Origin of the sequence: Kitasatospora sp. NPDC057936, assembly GCF_042887525.1 — a bacterium.
In the GTDB taxonomy this organism is placed as follows: domain Bacteria; phylum Actinomycetota; class Actinomycetes; order Streptomycetales; family Streptomycetaceae; genus Kitasatospora.
Genome location: NZ_JBHVPD010000110.1, coordinates 14,253 through 32,519, shown reverse-complemented (window position 1 = coordinate 32,519; position 18,267 = coordinate 14,253). Strand labels below are relative to the sequence as shown.

At 73.2% G+C, this 18,267-nt stretch carries 13 protein-coding genes; 1 reads left to right on the top strand and 12 read right to left on the bottom strand.

All coding sequences use genetic code 11. The features are described 5' to 3' along the window. Nucleotides 1-115 precede the first annotated feature (115 nt). The 7 genes from trxA to ACFVU9_RS38695 all read right to left on the bottom strand — a co-directional run bounded on the left by trxA (nucleotide 116) and on the right by ACFVU9_RS38695 (nucleotide 10,829). Nucleotides 116-442: a thioredoxin gene (gene trxA, locus ACFVU9_RS38725; RefSeq protein WP_380441731.1), complete on the bottom strand. Its 327-nt coding sequence runs from the start codon at nucleotides 440-442 to the stop codon at nucleotides 116-118. 146 nt (nucleotides 443-588) lie between these two features. Beyond that, nucleotides 589-1,554, bottom strand: coding sequence for a thioredoxin-disulfide reductase (trxB, locus tag ACFVU9_RS38720; RefSeq protein WP_380441729.1), 966 nt, complete (start codon nucleotides 1,552-1,554; stop codon nucleotides 589-591). 226 nt (nucleotides 1,555-1,780) lie between these two features. Beyond that, a complete protein-coding gene (locus ACFVU9_RS38715; protein WP_380507204.1) occupies nucleotides 1,781-2,728 on the bottom strand; it encodes a hypothetical protein in 948 nt (315 codons plus the stop codon). Next, nucleotides 2,725-3,468, bottom strand: coding sequence for an RNA polymerase sigma factor SigM (gene sigM / locus ACFVU9_RS38710; RefSeq protein ID WP_380441725.1), 744 nt, complete (start codon nucleotides 3,466-3,468; stop codon nucleotides 2,725-2,727). The genes ACFVU9_RS38715 and sigM overlap by 4 nt, the downstream gene beginning before the upstream one ends. A 33-nt stretch (nucleotides 3,469-3,501) precedes the next feature. Continuing rightward, nucleotides 3,502-5,535 carry a serine/threonine protein kinase gene (locus tag ACFVU9_RS38705; protein WP_380441723.1) on the bottom strand — a complete coding sequence of 678 codons (2,034 nt, stop codon included), beginning with the start codon at nucleotides 5,533-5,535 and terminating at the stop codon, nucleotides 3,502-3,504. 305 nt (nucleotides 5,536-5,840) lie between these two features. After that, a complete protein-coding gene (gene murJ, locus ACFVU9_RS38700; RefSeq protein ID WP_380507201.1) occupies nucleotides 5,841-8,264 on the bottom strand; it encodes a murein biosynthesis integral membrane protein MurJ in 2,424 nt (807 codons plus the stop codon). Between the two features lie 57 nt (nucleotides 8,265-8,321). Further along, nucleotides 8,322-10,829 carry a DUF6049 family protein gene (locus ACFVU9_RS38695; protein ID WP_387601702.1) on the bottom strand — a complete coding sequence of 836 codons (2,508 nt, stop codon included), beginning with the start codon at nucleotides 10,827-10,829 and terminating at the stop codon, nucleotides 8,322-8,324. A gap of 391 nt (nucleotides 10,830-11,220) precedes the next feature. Between ACFVU9_RS38695 and ACFVU9_RS38690 the strand changes: the two genes are divergently transcribed. Further along, complete coding sequence (locus ACFVU9_RS38690; RefSeq protein WP_380499272.1) at nucleotides 11,221-12,648, top strand: CCA tRNA nucleotidyltransferase; 1,428 nt, start codon at nucleotides 11,221-11,223, stop codon at nucleotides 12,646-12,648. Nucleotides 12,649-12,705: 57 nt separating this feature from the next. Here the strand turns inward: ACFVU9_RS38690 and ACFVU9_RS38685 are convergent, their stop codons facing one another. From ACFVU9_RS38685 to ACFVU9_RS38665, 5 genes are all read right to left on the bottom strand, one after another. Further along, a complete protein-coding gene (locus tag ACFVU9_RS38685; protein WP_380499267.1) occupies nucleotides 12,706-13,680 on the bottom strand; it encodes a hypothetical protein in 975 nt (324 codons plus the stop codon). An 85-nt stretch (nucleotides 13,681-13,765) separates the two neighbouring features. Continuing rightward, complete coding sequence (locus tag ACFVU9_RS38680) at nucleotides 13,766-14,398, bottom strand: hypothetical protein (RefSeq protein WP_387601699.1); 633 nt, start codon at nucleotides 14,396-14,398, stop codon at nucleotides 13,766-13,768. Nucleotides 14,399-14,495: 97 nt separating this feature from the next. Beyond that, nucleotides 14,496-15,833, bottom strand: coding sequence for an MFS transporter (locus tag ACFVU9_RS38675; RefSeq protein ID WP_380441715.1), 1,338 nt, complete (start codon nucleotides 15,831-15,833; stop codon nucleotides 14,496-14,498). Between the two features lie 149 nt (nucleotides 15,834-15,982). Further along, a complete protein-coding gene (locus ACFVU9_RS38670) occupies nucleotides 15,983-17,065 on the bottom strand; it encodes an inositol-3-phosphate synthase (RefSeq protein WP_360227589.1) in 1,083 nt (360 codons plus the stop codon). A gap of 120 nt (nucleotides 17,066-17,185) precedes the next feature. Further along, entirely contained in the window at nucleotides 17,186-17,887 is a 702-nt protein-coding gene (locus ACFVU9_RS38665) for a PadR family transcriptional regulator (RefSeq protein ID WP_380507189.1), read from the bottom strand. Nucleotides 17,888-18,267: the final 380 nt, after the last annotated feature.

The window sequence follows — 18,267 nt, the reverse complement described above, 5'->3', positions numbered from 1 at the left end:
GCCGCCTCGGCGGCCTTTCTCCCCGGGCCCCCCCCGGGCGGGGCCCCGGCCCCAAAACTCCGGGGGGGGGCCCCCCGGGTGTGGGCCCCCCCCGCCTCCGCAGGTGGTCGAGGACCTAGATGTACTCGGCCAGCTCGCGCAGCAGCGCGGCCTTCGGACGGGCACCGGTGATGGACTTCACCGGCTCGCCGCCCTTGTACACGATCAGGGTCGGGATCGAGATGACGTTGTACTGGGCGGCCGTCACCTGGTTGGCATCCACGTCGAGCTTGGCGATGGTCAGCTTGTCGCCGTGCTCGGCCGCGATCTCCTCCAGGATCGGGGCGACCTGGCGGCACGGGCCGCACCAGGTGGCCCAGAAGTCGACCAGGACGGGCTTGTCGCTGTCCAGGACGTCGGCCTGGAACGTCGCGTCGGTGACGGTGGTGGTGGCGCCGGCCACGGGGACTCCTCGGGTTCGGACGGTGAGGGCTGCTGCCAGGAGAACAACGGGCGGACCCGTTCTGTTTCTGCCTGGCCGGAGCGGGGGTGTTCCACGTGGAACACCGGGTGGCACCCCCGCGGGGGGATCGGTCGGTGCGGCGGGACTCAGACCGCAACGGCGGCGGCCTTGGCCTCCAGGTCGTCCAGCGCGGCGAGGTAGCGCTCGGCGTCCAGGGCGGCCGAGCAGCCGGTGCCGGCCGCGGTGATGGCCTGGCGGTAGGTGTGGTCGACGACGTCGCCGGCGCCGAACACGCCCGGGATGTTGGTCCGGGTGGAGGGGGCCTCGACCTTGAGGTAGCCCTCGGCGTCGAGGTCCAGCTGGCCCTTGAACAGGTCGGTGCGCGGGTCGTGGCCGATCGCGATGAACAGACCGGTGACGTCCAGCTCGCGGGTCTCGCCGGTGGTGGTGTCGCGCAGGGTCACGCCGCTCAGCTTCGGGTCGCCGTGGATGGCCTCGACCGCGCTGTCCCACTCGAAGCGGATCTTCTCGTCGGCGAAGGCGCGCTCCTGCATCGCCTTGGAGGCGCGCAGGGTGTCCCGCCGGTGGATGATCGTGACGCTGCGGGCGAAGCGGGACAGGAAGGTGGCCTCCTCCAGGGCGGTGTCACCGCCGCCGACGACCGCGATGTCCTGGTCGCGGAAGAAGAAGCCGTCGCAGGTCGCGCACCAGGAGACGCCGCGGCCGGAGAGCTTGTCCTCGTTCGGCAGGTCCAGCTTGCGGTGCTGGGAGCCGGTGGTGACGATCACGGCGCGGGCCCGGTGCACGTTGCCCTCGGAGTCGGTGACGGTCTTGATGTCACCGGTGAGGTCGACCGCGACGATGTCGTCCGGGACCAGCTCGGCGCCGAAGCGCTCGGCCTGGGCGCGCATGTTGTCCATCAGCTCCGGGCCCATGATGCCGTCCCGGAAGCCCGGGAAGTTCTCGACCTCGGTGGTGTTCATCAGCGCACCACCGGCGGTGACGGCACCCTCGAAGACCAGCGGCTTCAGGGAGGCACGGGCCGTGTAGAGCGCGGCGGTGTAGCCGGCCGGGCCGGAACCGATGATGATCACGTTACGGACGTCGCTCACTGCATCTCCTGGTTAGCATCGCGACCCGCGTTTGCTGCGGGGAGGGCGGTCCTGCTCCGCCGCCCGGGACAACGACTGACCAGTGTCTCGCATTCCCAGGCGGATCAGTACCAGGTGCCCGCACTCCGGAAGCGGCGTGGCGGCCCGGGCGTCGATCGCACGGGAACCGGACGGGTTCCGGGAGGGTTCCGGAGGAGTTCCGGAAGCACCACCGGGGCCGGGCCGGTCAATGGGCGGGGACCTCGCGGTGCAGCACGACCGTGCAGGCGGGGGACTGCAGGTAGACGTCGACCTCGCCGGGCTTGCCGGGCACGGCGTAGACCAGGACCTCCACCGGGGACCCGGCGTACGTGCCGTGGTCGGTGGCCAGCGGCGTGCCCGTGGCCGCGTCCGGGGCCTGGCAGCTCCGGCCGGCTCCGGGCGCCGGCTCCGAGGTGAGCGGCTGCCGCCCTTCGGCCGGTGCCGCGGCGGAGGGCTTGGCGACGCCGTTCGGGGGCGAGCCCACGACGGTGCCCGAGCCGGCCAGGAGCTTCTGGACCTGGGCGGCGAGCTGGTCGTCGCGGTACTCGGTGCCCCCGCCCAGGGCGTGTCCGCCCTTGGAGCTGTGCCCGGCGTCGGCGGTGGCCGGCGCGGCGGCCGAGGAGGCCGACTTCTGGGAGCCGGAGTCCGCCGGGTACAGCAGTGCGCCGCCGAGGCCGATCGCGGCGAGCGCGGCGGCGGCACCGAGCAGGAGACCGGCACGCCGCCGCCGGGAGCGGGGACGGCCGGGACCGGTGGCGCCGACGGCCCGCGCGGGTGGCGCTGCGGGCGCCGTGGCGGGACGGGACGGCGGGGTCGGGGCGGCGGGTCCGCGCGTGCTCCCGGGGGCCTCGTACGGCCCGTCGGAGGCGTCGCGCCGGGCGGCCTCGTCGGCGAGGGCGGCGTCCAGCCGGGCCGCGACGTCGGCCGGCATCGGCGGGGCCTCGACCCCGCCCAGCAGCGCCCGGACCTCGCCGAGCGCATCAACGGTCTCGCGGCACTCGGCGCAGCCGGCCAGGTGCCGGTGCAGGGCCTCGACGGCGGCGGCGTCCTCGATCAGCTCCTCGGCGAGGTCGGCGAGCTCGTCGACGGAGGGGTGGGACCCGGAGGAGTCGGTGGGGTCGGACGGGTCGGCGGAGGAGAAGGGGACCGTCATCGCGTGCTCGCGTCTCCTTCCAGAATCGTCCGGCCGTTGTCGGGGCCTGTTCCTGTGACGGTGCGGGCGCCACTTGGGTTCCCCGGCGCCTTCTTCGGCGCATTCCCCGGCGCGTTCCGCCGTGGTGGTGCGGCGCCCGGGGCGGACGCCGTTTCACGTGGAACATCGCCTCCGCCGCCCTCGCGGAGGTGGCGGACCAGCGGCAGCAGGCGGGCCCGGCCCCGGGCGCAGCGGCTCTTCACCGTGCCGACCGGCACGCCCAGCAGCTCGGCGGCCTCGGCGACCGGGTAGCCCTGCATGTCGACCAGGACCAGGGCGGCCCGCTGGTCGGCGGGCAGTTCGGCGAGCGCCGCCGTCACCTCGCGGTGCACCTCGGCCCGGACGACGGGGGAGTCGGCGGGCTCGGCGGCGCCGACCAGGGTGTCCAGCCGCTGCGGGTCGTCGTCCAGCGGGCTGGTGCGGCGGGTGGCGCTGCGGCGGGCGCGGTCCAGGCAGGCGTTGACCACGATCCGGTGCAGCCAGGTGGTGACGGCGGAGCGGCCCTGGAAGCCGGGTGCGGCGCGGAAGGCGGAGACCAGGGCGTCCTGGAGCGCGTCGGCCGCCTCCTCCCGGTCGCCCAGCGTGCGCAGGGCGACCGCCCAGAGCCGGTCGCGGTGGCGGTTCACCAGCTGCCCGAAGGCGTCCGGGTCGCCGGCGACGTGCCGCGCGAGCAGCGTCGCGTCGTCGTCCGCCACTGTCACCTGCCCTTGCCGTCGGTGTGCGCGGTCGTCCGGTCAGCCGAAGACCTTGACCTCGTTGACCTGCCCACGGTACCTGCCGCTGTCATTCGGATCCTTGGGCAGACTGGTCAGCCAGATCAAGAGGTAGCGCGTGGTCGTCGGGCTGGTGAGGGTGAAGTCGACGGTGGAGCCGCTCTGCTTGTCCAGCACCGTGTAGGCCTCGGGCTGGGCCGAGGCCGGGTTGGCGGAGGCCTGGGCGTTCGGCACCCGCAGCTCGGCCGTGTGGAGGCCGCCGAACTGGACGTTCACCGAGCTGACCGACTGCGGCGAACCGAGGTCGATGAGCAGGCCGGTGCCGTCCTTGAGCGGGGGCTTGGGGCCGAACGGGTCGACGTAGCTCTTGGTCACCCAGGAGGTGTTCGGGTCGCCGTCGAAGACCTTCGGGAGCAGGTAGGTGGACTCCGGGGAGTCGCCCCTCGGGTTGTACGAGATCGCGTCCTTGACGGGGATCGGGACCGGCGTGTGCGTGGCCGCGTGCGCGCTCGGTGCGGCGGTGCTGACCGACGGCTGCGGGGCGGCGATGGCCGAGCCGTTGTTGCGCAGGTGGTCGACGGCCTGCCAGGAGGCGACGCCGATGGCGCCCAGGGCGACCGTCCAGGCCGTCGCCTTGACCACCCGGCGCAGCCGGCGCCGGGTGCGGCGGACGGCGGACGGACGGGGACGGGCCTGCGGCGGCAGCGGCGGCACGACGGGACCGTCGATGACCCGGGTCGGGTTGGGCGCGGTCGGCAGGGCGTGGGTGTTGTGCCGGGGCGGCGGGGTGAAGACGGGCAGCTCGGGCTCGGGCTGGCGGATGCGGGGCATCAGCGCGATCGCCTTGGCCAGCTCCTCCGGCGTGGTGATCGGCTGGGCGTGGTGCGGCGGGTGGTCGAACAGGGCGCGCGCGGCGAGCTCGGACAGGCCCTTGTGGACGCCGGCCCTGACCTGGTCGGGGGCGGCGTTCTGGAGGCCCTTCGGCAGGCCCTGGAGGTCGTAGCGGTCCTCCGGGTAGGGCCAGCGGTGGGTGAGCGCGGCGAACAGCAGCGCGCCGATGGCACGGGTGTCGGCGCGCTCGGCGTCGTCGGTGTCGCCCTCGGCGGGCAGCCCGCGCAGGGCGGCGTCCACCGCGATGCCGTTGATCCGGTACTGGCCGCTGTCGGTGCGCAGCACGCAGCGGGGGGTGAGCCGCAGGTGGGCCTGGCCGCGCCGGTGGGCGGCGGCGACCGCGTCGGTCACCTGGCGGACCATCTGGTACGCCTCGTGCGGCTCCATCGGGCCGCCGGCGAGCAGCTTGGCGAGGTCGGAGGCGTGCGGCAGCCACTCCCGCACGACGTAGACCAGCTCGCCCTCCTGGACGGCGTCCAGGACCTGGACGAAGCGCGGGTCGCCGAGCAGGGCGGCGGACTTGGCGGCGGCGAGCACCTTGCGGGCGCGCTGGTGGCCGGAGGCCATCAGGTGGACGCCGACCGCCCGGCGCAGCTTCTCGTCGACGGCGCGCCAGCTGCTGAAGGTCTCGGTGTGGGAGATGCACTCCTCCAGCCGGTACCGGTGGCCGATCTTGTCGCCGCTGTGCCGCATCGGGGCGGGGAGGGTGCGGGGGAGGGTGGAGGTGTCGCGCGGGTCGAGGGTGGGCTGCGGGTCGGTGGGTGCGCGACGGGGAGTGCCGTCGGCCGCCTGCGGCGCCCCGGCCGGTTTCTTCGCCTTGCCGCCGGCGGCGAGTTCGGCGGCGATCTCGTCGACCGAGAGCGGCGCGGTGATCTCCGAAGTCTCCTCACCGAGCGAGGCCGCCTCACCGAGTGAAGTCTCCTCGCCGATCGACGCCTCCTCACCGACCGAGGCGTCCTCGTCGGCCGAGGTGCCGTCGGCGGGAGAGCCGGAGTCGGCGGTGGCCGCCGGGCCGTCCGGGGCGCAGGTGCCGGAGGAGGGGACGTCGTCGCCCGGGGCGGTCTTCGCGCCCGCGAGCTCGTCGATCGCCGCGGCCAGTGCGGCGTCGTCCGCCGCCGCGTCAGCTGCTGACGTGTCGACGACCGCCTTGGTGCCATCAGCCACCGTGGTCCTGCCTCCCCTTGTGTCGCCCCGGCTGAGAGAGTCGCTGGAGCCCGCGGGTTGGCGGCCCTGTGCTCCAGGACAATTGTGCCCACTCTTCTCCACCGGGTACGACCGCTGAGGGGGCCGCTCGGTTGCCTGGAGGTGGAGAGATGTGGTGCAGAACCGACACCGGGCCGCCACCAGCGGGGCCGGGCGGTCCCGGTGCGGGTGGCGGCCCGGTGCCGGGCCGGACCGGCCCGTGAGCCGATCCTCACGGTTGACGCCCGCTCAGGGCGTCGGCCGGTCCGGCCGGTTGGTGCGTCGGGTCAGCGGCCGAGCCGGCCGCGCACCATGCCGAGCATGGCGTTGAGCTCCTCGATCCGGAGCCTTTTCGCGATGAGCACGAACACGGCCAGCTGGAGGCCGCCCGCCACGACGACCGAGGCGACGCTGCCCGGCCAGCCGCCGAGCGCGCGCTGGACCGCCAGGCTGACGCCGAGCCCGACCAGGGCGGCCGGGACGCACGCGGCGGCCAGGCGGCTGTAGGTCCGGCCGATGCTCTTGGTGTCCAGCCCGCCGATCTTCTTCTTCAGCTTCGGCGCCGCCACCGTCACCCCGACGGCGTAGGCGAGGCCGTAGCCGAAGGCCATGCCGGTCACCGTCCACTGCGGCGGCAGGGCGAACCAGCAGACCAGCGAGAAGCCGGCCTGGCAGGCCGCCACCCAGACGGTGTTGGAGAACGGCGTCCGGGTGTCCTCGTAGGCGTAGAAGCCGCGCAGCATGACGTACTGCGCCGAGTACGGGATCAGGCCGAGCGCGAAGGCGGACAGCATCAGGCCGACGTTGGTCGCGTTGTCCAGGGAGGCGGTGCCGCCGCCGACCGCGTAGATCGAGCGGCCGATCGCCGGGCCGAGGGCCAGGAACAGGAACGCGGCCGGGACGACCGCCACCGCGGTGGTGCGCAGCCCGTACGAGAGGTCGTCGCGGACGGCGCCGGCGTCGTCGTCGGCCGCCGCCCGGGAGAGCCGGGGGAGCACCGCGCTCATCATCGAGACGGTGATGACGGCCTGCGGCAGCTGCCAGATCAGCAGCGCGTTGGAGAACGCGGCGAGGCCGACGCCGCCGTGGCCGCCGTGCTCGGCGGCACTGCCGGCCGCGGTGGCCAGCTGGGTGATGACGAGGTAGCCGGCCTGGTTGGCGAGGACGAAGAAGAACGTCCACTTGGCGAGGCGGGCGGCCTTGCCGAGGCCGTGGCCGCGCCAGTCGAAGCGCGGACGGAAGTGGAAGTCGGCCGCCCGCAGGTACGGGATCATCGCCAGCGACTGGACGACCAGGCCGATCAGCGTGCCGAGGCCGAGCAGCCGCACGCCCTCGGGGGTGATGTTCTCCGGCGTCACCTGGGTGGAGTTGAAGCCCCCGTAGACCCAGATGTAGGCGGCGAAGGTGAAGATCACCACGATGTTGTTGAGGACCGGGGTCCACATCATCGCGCCGAACCGGCCGCGGGCGTTGAGGATCTGGCCCATCACCACGTGGATGCCCATGAAGAAGATGGTGGGCAGGCAGTACCGGGCCAGTGCGACGGTGGTCTCGGCGCGGGCCGCGTTCTCCATCATCGGGTGCGCGATGAGCTGCACCAGGACGGGCGCCCCGAGCACGGCGAGGAACACCACGCCGCCGAGGCCGACCATCACCAGGGTGAGCAGCCGGCTGGCGTAGGCGGTGCCGCCGTCCTCGTCGTTCTTCATGCTGCGGACCAGCTGCGGCACGAAGACGGCGTTCAGCGCGCCGCCGCCGATCAGGATGTACAGCAGGGTCGGCAGGGTGTTCGCCGCGTTGTAGGAGTCGCCCATGACGGCGATGCCGATCGCGCCCGCGATCACCATCGTGCGCAGGAAGCCGGTGCCGCGGGAGACCAGCGTGCCGGCCGCCATGATCGCGCTGGAGTTCAGCAGGCTCGCGACCTTGCCGCCGCCGGCCGCCGGCGCGGACTCCGCGGGCGGCGCCTGCACGGCGTGCTCCTCGGCGGCGAGGTCCTCCAGCGGCTCGACCGCGGGCGGCAGCGCCACCGCGGCCACCTGCATGGTGGCCTCCTCCTCCGAGAGCGGCGGGTCGAACTCGATCGGGGGCACGAACGGGCGCGGCCCGTCGCCGCGGCCCTCCTGCGCCGGGTACCCGCCCACGGGCGGGAACGGCGCCGGGCCGGACGGCACGGGGGCGACCGGCGGCACGGGCGCGGGCCGGGGCGCCTGCGGCGGGGCCGCGCCCTCCGCCCGGCCACTGCCGAACAGCGCGTCCACGCCGACGTACTCGGTGGTCTCGGAGTCCCACCGGGAGTGCGCGGGGCCGGGCTCCCACTGCTGCTGCGGCTGCTCCGCGCCACCCCACTGACCGCCGGCCGCCTGGGCCTCGCCGCCGGGCTCCCGCCAGCCGACCGGGGTGTCCCAGCCGGGCTGCACCGGCGGGACCGGCGGCGCGAACGGCGTCGGCGGGACCGGCGCGGGGTAGCCGCCGGCCTGCGGCGGCAGCTGCGGCGGCACGTCGTACGCGGCGGCCTGCGGCTGCGGTGCGGCGGGCCCGGCGGCCCGGAGGCCGTACGGGTCCTGGCCGTCCTGCGGGGCCCGGTACGCGTCGGCGGCGTACGGGTCCTGGGCGTAGGTGTCGGCCACGTACCAGTCGCCGGACGGCGACTCGGCACCCGGCCGGTTCTCACCGCGGCCCGGCGGCCGCTCCTCGCTGCGCCCGGTCATGTCACCTCTTCGCGTTCGTGGGGGAGGCCGGCCCGGTCGGGTGCGGGGTCGGCGGTATCAAGGACCAACCTTCTCATCACTGGAGGTCCGATCCCGGCCATCGGCGCTGCTGCCGCGCGGTGTCTGCGCGGGATCGTCACCGGCGGGGCCGTCCTCGACGGCGTGGTCCCCGGGGCCCCCGTGGTCCGCGTCGCCGGCGTCGCCGGCGTCGTCCGCGTCGTCGGTGTCCTCGGGCTTCCCGCCCGGGCCGGCCGTCCCGGCGTCGCCGATCGGCTGGTCGCCGTCCTCGTGCGGCTGCCCGGCCCGCCGCTTGCGCTGGCGGAAGAACCGCAGGGCGGCCAGCAGGAGCAGCAGCACCCCGCCCGCGAAGACGTACAGCACGCCGTTGGTCACCGAGGTGACCTCCACCTGGAAGTTCTGCGCCTGGCCGTACGGGCGCGGGTTGGGCCCGGTGGTGAAGAGCTGGGCGGTCATCTGGACCGGGCCGTTGTTGCGGGCCTGGGCCTGGAACCGCACGGTGACGCCCTGCGCGGCCGGGATGACCAGGTCCTCCTGCGGGGCGACCCACAGCCGGTTCTGCTGGTGCGAGACGAGGTGCAGGCTCAGGTTGGTGACCGTCTGGGTGAGGTCGTTGCGGACGCTGACCTGGAGCTGGCCGGTGTTCCCGGCGAGCGTGACGACCGTCTTCTTGGGCACCTGCACCGCGCCGGTCAGCTCGCCGAGGTACTTCTTCACGCCTTCGCGGTACGCGTCTCCCCCGGGCGCGTCGGAGCGCCACTCGGTGGACAGCGAACGGACCATGGCCGCGCTGAACGGGCCGCGCACGCGCTGCGGCAGGGTGAGCACCTGCATCAGGGTGTCGAGGTCGTACTGGACGCTGTCGGTGTTGCTGAGGTCGGTGGCCGACAGCTCGGTGGCGCGGGCCTTGGCCGGGTAGTCGGCGGCGGCCGGGACGGCGGTGGCGGCGCCGGGGTCGGGCGCGGCCTGCGCCACGGTGTCCAGCTTGACCGGCTCGACCCACTTGCCGCCCGCCGCCGTCTGGAGGGCGCCCGCCAGCACCTTGGCGGTGCTCACGGTCAGGTCGCGCGGCGGCAGGACCAGCAGGCCGCGCTGGTTCTGCGGCTGCTCGTGGGTGATCGCGTAGGTCTCGGCGAGGAAGCGCTGGGTCGCCAGGGTCTGCGCCTGCGGAGTGCTCAGGTCGCCGTCGAACAGGGCGGAGACGGTCTCGTCCGCCACGACGGCGTTCTGCCCGTTGCCGACCGGGCGCACCGCGGTCGGCGTGTGGTTGAGCGCGTCCGGCTCCGGCATGCTCGCGCCGTTCACCAGCAGCAGGTCGCTGCCCGCCTGCTTGGCGACGCCGGCGATCTGCTGGTCCAGGTAGCCCTGGTAGGGCCAGGCGACGTCGGAGCGGGTGTCCACGGACAGCCGGCCCTCGACGGTCAGCCGGCCCGCGGTGGCGGCCTTGTTCAGGGCGGTGCCCATGCCGCCCAGGTCGGCGCCGTTGTGGGCGATCGAGGCGACGTCCGGGTCGGCGTACGGCAGCGCCACGACCTGGTTGCCGGGCTTGGCGACGGCGGCCCGCAGCTTGTCCAGCCAGGCCGTCGCGGCCGCCTGCCCGGTGCCGTTGACGACGTTGTCGTCCTTGGCCGGCTTGCCGTTCTTCTCGGTGCCCGGCTTCTGGACCTTGTACCCCTTGGTCATCGCGAACGCGGTGTCCAGCAGGTCCGGGTCGATCGTCCAGGTCAGGCCGGTCAGCTTCGAGCCGGTGTCCACCAGCTCGTACAGCCGGCCGCCCGGGGCGAACTCGGTCGCCAGGCTGTCGTCGCGCAGCACCGAGAGCGTCTGCTCGCCCTCGGCGACGGTCTGCGCGGCCAGCTCCGGCCCGTGCACCAGCGGCCAGACCGTGGCGACCCTGGTCGGCTGGGCGTCGGCGTTCGAGCTGTACGTCAGGAAGGTGCGGGCGATGCCCAGCGCCCGCTCGTGCTGGTTGTCCGCGGTCGAGCCCCAGGCGTCCACCGCGAGCTCGTAGACGCCGTCGCCGTTCAGCGAGAGGTCGTTGACCGCGACACCGAGGGTGTAGGCCTGGCTCTGGCCGGGGGCGAGCTCGGGCAGCGCGTACTGCGGGCTGTCCAGCTCTATGCCGTCCGCGCCGAGCGGGGCGGTGCGGGCGACCACGTTCTGCAGCTCGCTGCGCCGCTGCAGCGGCTTGCCCAGCGACGGCTTGCGGACGGCCGCGTGGGCGCCCTTGAGCACCGACTTGCCGCCGTTGGTCACGTGCCCGGTGATCGTCACGGTGCCGTTCGGGCTGGCCACCTGCGGGGCCACCGTGTCGATCGTCATGATCACCGGGGACTCGGCCGAGACCGACCCGTCCGTGGCCGGCACGTTGCCGCCGGCCGGCAGTGCACCGGCCGGGGCGGCCGCGACCACCGCCAGCGCGGCTCCCAGGGCGGCCGCGAGCCGCCGGGCCGTGCGGCGGCCGGGGCGCCGCCCGTCGGCGGGGTCCCCGGGCCGTCCAGGCCGTCCGTACGCCCCCAGGCCCGAGTGCCGTGCCGGCTCACTCACTCGTTTCGCCCTCGCCGTTCTCGCTCGCTGCTGCTGTCGGTGTTCGCTTGACGCTGTTCGCCGCTCGGTGCCGCGACCGCCGCCGCGGGCCGAGAGGATCAGCCGTGCGAAGCAGCCGGGTGGGACGGCCGTGAAGAGTGCGGCCTCCGGTCGCCCGGCCGGCCGTGGTGGCACGCGGCACCGCAATCCCCTGTCCGGTGCCCGAGAACTCGTTCACCGGCATGGTAACGATGCGGCACCGGGTGCGGTGTTGCGGGTCTTGGGGTGAGACGCCGAAAACGCGCGGGCGGTTGACCTGCGCGGGCACGTACCCTTGTGAGCCGTGTCCACTGCCAATGAGCCCACCGCCCTCACCCATCCTTCCAGCACCGCCACCCAGGCCGTACCAGGCCTGAGCGAGGCCCAGACCCTGGGCCTCCAAGAGCTGCTGCGGGTGTCGCCGGTCGCCGACGAGATCGCCCGCCGCTTCCAGGCGGCCGGGCACCGGCTGGCGCTGGTCGGCGGCTCCGTGCGGGACGCGCTCCTGGGCCGGCTCGGCAACGACCTGGACTTCACCACCGACGCCCGCCCCCAGCAGGTCCTCAAGCTCGTCAAGGGCTGGGCGGACGCGGTCTGGGACGTCGGCATCGCCTTCGGCACGGTCGGCGCCCGCAAGGACACCCCGCAGGGCTCGTTCCTGATCGAGATCACCACCTACCGGTCCGAGGCCTACGACCGCACCTCCCGCAAGCCCGAGGTCACCTACGGCGACACCATCGAGCAGGACCTGGTCCGCCGCGACTTCACCGTCAACGCGATGGCCGTCGACCTGCCCGGGCGCGGCTTCGTCGACCCGCACCACGGCCTGGACGACCTGGAGGCCCGGGTGCTGCGCACCCCCGCCACCCCCGAGGAGTCCTTCTCCGACGACCCGCTGCGGATGATGCGCGCCGCCCGCTTCGCCGCCCAGCTCGACTTCGACCCGGCCCCCGAGGTCGTCGCCGCGATGACGGCGATGGCCGAGCGGATCACCATCGTCTCGGCCGAGCGGGTCCAGGCCGAGCTCAACAAGCTGCTGCTGGCCGCCCACCCGGTGAAGGGCCTGCGCCTGCTGGTCGACACCGGCCTGGCCGGGCACGTCCTGCCCGAGCTGCCTGCGCTGCGCCTGGAGCGCGACGAGCACCACCGGCACAAGGACGTCTACGAGCACTCGCTGACCGTCCTGGAGCAGGCCGTCGACCTGGAGCAGGACGGCCCCGACCTGACCCTGCGGCTGGCCGCGCTGCTGCACGACATCGGCAAGCCGCGCACCCGCCGCTTCGAGTCGGACGGCCGGGTCTCCTTCCACCACCACGAGGTGGTCGGCGCCAAGATGACCCGCAAGCGGATGCGCGATCTCAAGTACTCCAAGGAGCTCACCGAGGACGTCTCGCGCCTGGTCGAGCTGCACCTGCGCTTCCACGGCTACGGCGGCGGCGAGTGGACCGACTCCGCGGTGCGCCGCTACGTCGCCGACGCCGGGCCGCTGCTGGAGCGCCTGCACAAGCTGACCCGCTCCGACTGCACCACCCGCAACCGCAAGAAGGCGGCGACGCTGTCGCGCACCTACGACGGCCTGGAGCAGCGGATCGGCGAGCTGAAGGCCCGGGAGGAGCTGGACGCCATCCGCCCGGCGCTCGACGGCAACCAGATCATGGAGCTGCTCGGCCTGCGGCCGGGCCCGCAGGTCGGCAAGGCTTACCAGCACATGCTCGAACTGCGGCTGGAGCACGGCCCGATGGAGCACGACGAGGCGGTGGCCGCCCTCCGCGCCTGGTGGGCGGAGCAGCCGCAGGGCTGAACGAACGCGCGGAGGGGCGGTCCCGGGGTGCCGGGACCGCCCCTCACGCGTGCCTGGTCAGGTGTGGATCGACTGCAGGCACAGGACGTAGCTCAGCGCCGGCATCCCGGTGCTCGTGCGGACGTAGTTGCTGTCGGACTTCGGCTGCGCCGCGCAGACCTTCTCGTCCGAGGTCGCCAGGTACTTCCAGAGCACCTTGTACTGGGCGCGCTGGTCGGTGCACGGCAGCATGGTGATCCGGGGGGTCGGATCGTACGTCGCCCCGGTGCCGTTCTCGTTGCGCAGGCAGTCGCCGGCCTTGGCGGAGTCGATGCTCGCCGGTGCCGGGACCGGGGCCTGCGGCTTGCCGGAGGTGTCCGGCGGCAGCGAGAAGGTCGGCGCGGGGATCGGCGGCATGCTGAAGCTCGGCATCGGCGGCACCGACACGGTGGGCATGACGATCGGGTGGGGCACGTACGGGTCGTTCTTGGGGGCGAACGCGCCCGCGGCGATCAGCGCGATCACCGTGATGATCCAGCCGACCGGGAGCAGCAGCATGAACACGTGCGGGCGCTTGGACAGCGGGACGCCCGGGTCGAGCTGCGGACCGTGGGTGCCGGGGGCGGGCGGCGGCAGCTGCTTGAGCTTGTTGTGCGGGCCCAGGTTCAGCAGCAGCGTGATGATCGTCATCGGCGCGCCGAGGTAGCTCCACCAGCCCTGGACCAGGGTCTTCGCGGACATGTCGCGCACGGTGGCATCGCCGCAGACGCGGCAGAACGGCCCCCGCAGCTTCAGGAACCGCATGATCACGATGATGCCCTGGTGGCCGCGGACGGTGGCCTCCACGGCGGGGAAGCCGCCGCAGAAGCGGCAGACCGGGCCCTGCGGGACGGCGCCGCCCGGGTAGCCGTAGCCGTACGCCGACGGGTCGGGCGTGGGCGCGGCGGGCGGGTAGCCGTAGTTCATCGGCGGCGGGGGCGGGACGGGCTGGCCGTACGGGTTGCCGCCGGCGTACGGGTTGGCGTCGTTCGGCGGCGGGGCGCCGTAGGGCATCTGGGGAGGCGGAACGGACAAGGGGTCCCCCGGGGAAACGGTGACGGACAAGTCGGACGGGCCGGACGGGAAGCCCGGCCGGAGGTCAGGAGGCGCCGACCGGTGCGGTGCCGGCGGGCTTCAGCGGGCCGAGGCAGAGCACGTAGCGCTTCTTGTTCCAGCGGCGGCCGCTCTTGCCGGAGACGGCGCTGGTGGACTGCGGCGTCTGCCGGCAGCGATTGGTGTCGGTGGTGTCCTCGAACTTCGACAGGACTCGGTAATTCGCCTTGCTGTCGGTGCACTTGACGATCTCGACGTCGCGGGTGCCGCTCACCCGGACGCAGTCGCCCGGCTTGGCACTGCTGACGCTCGGGCCGCTGAAGAGGTAGCCGCCGCCCACCACGGCGGCGGCGATCAGCACGCCGACGGCCTTCAGCTTCGAGCGGGTGGTGCGCTTGCCGCCCGGCGCACCGGCGGCCGGGGCGGGCTGCGGGTAGCCGTACGGCCCGGCGGGCGGGTACGGCTGCGCCGGCTGCGGGGGCCCGCCGTACGGCTGCTGCGGAGCCCCGTACGAGGGCGGCGGCGGCCCGTACCCCGGCGGGCCGGGCTGGGCGGGCACCTGCGGGGGCGGCGGACCGTACGGCTGCGCCCCGTACCCCGGCGGCGGACCGTACTGCGCGGCCGGCGGGGGCGGCCCGTACTGGGGTGGAGGCCCGTAGGGGCCGGGCGGTGTGCTCATCAGGTAGTCCCCCGTGACCGAGTGCTGTCGCTCCGACAGGTCTGACGTACCTTAGCGACCCTCTCCGACGCCCCCGGTTTCGAGCCCCCGCGGAACCTCAGGAGGCCTGGTCACCGGGCAGCGGCTCGTGCCGCCGGGCCGCGCGGAAGTACAGCAGCGCCGACAGCGCGTACACCGCGGCCACCCCGACGACCACCACGACCGACCGCCCGGACAGCGGCAGCACCAGCGCGGTGACGACCGCGGCGGCCACGAAGGCGACGTTGAACAGCACGTCGTAGATGGCGAACACCCGGCCGCGGTAGTCGTCCTCGACGGACTCCTGGACCACGGTGTCCGCGCAGATCTTGGTGCCCTGGGTGACGACCCCGAGCAGCAGCGCGGCCACCAGGCACGGCACCAGCGAGAAGCTCAGCCCGAGCGCCGGGACGAACACCACCGGCGCGACCAGGCAGGCCGTCATCCAGCCGGCCAGGCCGAGCCGGCGGGAGCACCACGGGCTGACCACCGCCGCGATGAAGAACCCGGCGGCGGACAGGCCGACCGCCTGGCCGAGGGTGACCAGCCCGGCCGCGCTGTCCGCCGGGTCGTTGAAGGTGTACCGGGCGAGCATCACCACGACGACGATCAGCACGCCGTAGCAGAACCGGGCCGCGGTGACGGCGGCCAGTGCGTGCACGGCGGGCCGGCAGTCGCGCACCAGGTGGCGGACGGCGGCGCCGAGCTCGACCGCGGCCCGGAGGAGGGCCTGGCCGAGCGCCGGGCGCCCGGCGTGGCGCTCGGGGCCGAGCAGGTCGCGGTCCATCCGGCGGGCGGCCAGCGCGGCCGACAGGTAGAGCAGTGCGGCCACCGTGACGAGCGCGGCGTCGGCCTTCGGCCCGGGCGTCATCACCTGGTGCAGGAGGAAGCCGATGCCCCCGCCGAGGGCGGCGGCGACGGTGCCGAGGGTGGGGGAGAGCGCGTTGGCGGTGACCAGCTGGTCCTGCCGCACCACCCGGGGCAGGGCCGCGGAGAGGCCCGCCAGGATGAACCGGTTGAGCGCCGTGACAAGCAGGGCCGAGGCGAAGAAGAGCCAGGTCGGCGCCTCGGCCAGGAGCAGCGCCCCGGTCACCAGGCCGAGCCCGAAGCGGGCCAGGTTGCCGACGTAGAGCACCTGGCGGCGGCGCCAGCGGTCCAGCAGGACGCCGGCGAACGGGCCGATCACCGAGAACGGCAGCAGCATCACGGCCAGCACCGAGGCGATGTCGGCGGGGGAGGACTGCTTCTCCGGGGAGAACACGACGTAGGCGGCCAGCGAGACCTGGAAGACGCCGTCCGAGAGCTGGGAGAGCACCCGGGCGGTCAGCAGTCTGCGGAAGTCCCGGCCCCGGAGCAGCTGGAGGAGCGTGGCGCGCTGCGCGGACTGGTGGGTGCTGCCGTTCTCGGTGATCGCCACCCGCCCAGGGTGCCACGGAACCGGTCGCCGTTTCACGTGAAACATTCGCCGGGAAAAGGTGAAGGGCCCACGATCCCGCGATCGTGGGCCCTTCCGAGGAGCTATGAGCGGTTATGAACCGTCAGTGCTCAGCGCTCGGTGTTCAGCGCTCAGCGCTCGACCTCGCCGCGGATGAACTTCTCGACGTTCTCCTTGGCCTCGTCGTCGAAGTACTGCACCGGCGGCGACTTCATGAAGTACGAGGAGGCGGACAGGATCGGGCCGCCGATGCCGCGGTCCTTGGCGATCTTGGCGGCGCGGACGGCGTCGATGATGACACCGGCGGAGTTCGGGGAGTCCCAGACCTCGAGCTTGTACTCCAGGTTCAGCGGGACGTCGCCGAACGCGCGGCCCTCGAGGCGGACGTACGCCCACTTGCGGTCGTCCAGCCAGGCCACGTAGTCCGAGGGACCGATGTGGACGTTCTTGGCGCCCAGCTCGCGGTCGCGGATCTGCGAGGTGACGGCCTGGGTCTTGGAGATCTTCTTCGACTCCAGGCGCTCGCGCTCCAGCATGTTCTTGAAGTCCATGTTGCCGCCGACGTTCAGCTGCATGGTGCGCTCGAGGATGACACCGCGGTCCTCGAACAGCTTCGCCATCACGCGGTGCGTGATGGTGGCGCCGACCTGGGACTTGATGTCGTCACCGACGATCGGCACGCCGGCCTCGGTGAACTTGTCCGCCCACTCCTTGGTGCCCGCGATGAACACCGGCAGGGCGTTCACGAAGGCGACCTTGGCGTCGATGGCGCACTGGGCGTAGAACTTCGCCGCCTGCTCGGAACCGACGGGCAGGTAGCAGACCAGGACGTCGACCTGCTGGTCCTTGAGGACCTGGACGACGTCGACCGGGGCCTCGTCGGACTCCTCGATGGTCTCCCGGTAGTACTTGCCCAGGCCGTCGAGGGTGTGGCCGCGCTGCACGGTGACGCCGGTCGGCGGCACGTCGCAGATCTTGATGGTGTTGTTCTCGCTGCTGCCGATGGCGTCGGCCAGGTCGAAGCCGACCTTCTTGGCGTCGACGTCGAACGCGGCGACGAACTCCACGTCACGGACGTGGTAGTCGCCGAACTGGACGTGCATCAGCCCGGGGACCTTGCCGGCCGGGTCGGCGTCCTTGTAGTACTCGACACCCTGCACCAGCGACGCGGCGCAGTTGCCCACGCCCACGATGGCTACGCGAACCGAACCCATTCCGGTTGCTCCCTGTGATCTCATGAGGGCCGCCGGGGTCGGCGGCACTCGTCCTGCTTCTTCGAATGACTGCTTGTACGGGCGCGAGGCGCCCACTCCTGCCGCGCGGCTGACGCGGGCTCAGCGCTCCTGGGCGGAGCGCCCCGGGCGGTCGTACGGTGGCCCGGACGGGTCGGGGGACCCGGTCTCCTGGCCACGGCCGTCCGAAGTCTTGGGGTGTCCGGCGGCGGGGCTGCTGCCGGTGGCGGGCCCGGTCCGGCCGGTGCGGTTGGCCCGCTCGGTCTCGATCAGCTCGTTGAGCCACCGGACCTCGCGCTCCACCGACTCCAGTCCGTGCCGCTGCAGCTCGATGGTGTAGTCGTCGAACCGCTCGCGGGCCCGGGCCAGCGAGTTGCGCATCCGCTCCAGGCGCTCCTCCAGCCGGCTGCGGCGGCCCTCCAGGACGCGCATCCGCACGGCCCGGTCGGTCTGGCCGAAGAACGCGAAGTGGACGCCGAAGTGCTCGTCCTCCCAGGCGTCGGGGCCGGAGTCGGCGAGCAGCTCCTCGAAGCGCTGCTTGCCCTCGGGGGAGAGCCGGTAGACGGTCTTGGACCGCTTGCCGTTGAGCGCCGTGGCCGGGACGTACTCGACGTCCGGGTTGTCCTCGACCAGGAAACCCTGGGCGACCAGGCTCTTCAGGCAGGGGTAGAGCGTTCCGTAGGAGAGGGCCCGGAAGGTTCCGAGCAGGATGTTGAGCCGCTTGCGCAGCTCGTAGCCGTGCATCGGGGCGTCGTGGAGCAGGCCGAGGACGGCGAACTCCAGCACTCCCGAGCGCCTGCCCATGCCGTCGTCCTCCTTCCCCTCGACCGGTGTCCGGCCGCCGTCTCCGGCGGTATGCCGCTTCGATGTATCGGCTCGATATATCGAGAACAGTAAACCTGGCCCTCCGAACGGGCAAGGGGGGCACGCGTGAATGTGATCACAAGCCGACGCGCGGGGATGGTTGGCAACGGCCGTGTAATGATCTGTTGCCCTTTTGCGGTATTTGGCGACTGATGCCCGATTAGGTGCATTTCAGGTCTGCGTACGCTGTCGCGTGTGCACGAGGACCACCTCCGGGGTTAGGGCGGTTGGCGGGCATCGAACGTGAACCCTGCCTTCAGGCTGGAACCGCCTGGCGAGGAGTGGCTGGAACATGAGCGAACGACGGCGGAGGACGCCGG